The following is a 533-nucleotide window of genomic DNA, read 5'->3' as shown; positions in this document are numbered from 1 at the left end:
TCAATACGCTGAACCCCGTAAAAAGACTCTTGATGCTGATTTAACTTGTAGACTTTCCCGATTTAGAACCGGTGGATGAGGCCCGCGATCAATTCGCAAGCTTCAGGCGACTTCGAAAGGTTCGAATCGTTGTGGTTCGAGGAAAGGTCGGACCAAACATAAGACCCTGCCGCGTAGAGAGAAGTACGCTTGCTTAGGTCGTAGGTGTAGCCTGCAGACAGCGTGTAGCGGTCATCGTTGTTGCCGTCCGGGTTCTTGATGCATTCAGCATAACGGTAGCCGAAGTTGGCCTTGAAAGTGCCACCAAAAGCAGGAACGTCCGTACCGATGTTGAAGGCATAGCCGTCAGCGTAGGCGGTGTTTTCCCAGAAGCTGGCAAATTCGCCGTTTAGCCCGGAAAGCTTTTCGTATTCCGCATTAGCAATACGCATGCGCTTGAAATACTGACCGTCGACATAGAGCTTTGCTACGCCGAAGTCGTAGGTTGCCGCAACGAGGCCGGTGTAACCGTCACCGCCAGCCCAGCTTGCAGA

At 52.5% G+C, this 533-nt stretch carries 1 protein-coding gene; it reads right to left on the bottom strand.

Annotated elements, in window-relative coordinates; all coding sequences use genetic code 11:
- Window positions 1-62: 62 nt before the first annotated feature.
- Window positions 63-533, bottom strand: a 471-nt coding sequence (locus H6A60_RS12380; RefSeq protein ID WP_205105070.1) for a porin, incomplete at its 5' end; no start/stop codon positions are given.

The organism is Sutterella massiliensis (assembly GCF_016899755.1).
GTDB lineage: Bacteria > Pseudomonadota > Gammaproteobacteria > Burkholderiales > Burkholderiaceae_F > Sutterella > Sutterella massiliensis.
This window is presented reverse-complemented; position numbering and strand designations above follow the sequence as displayed.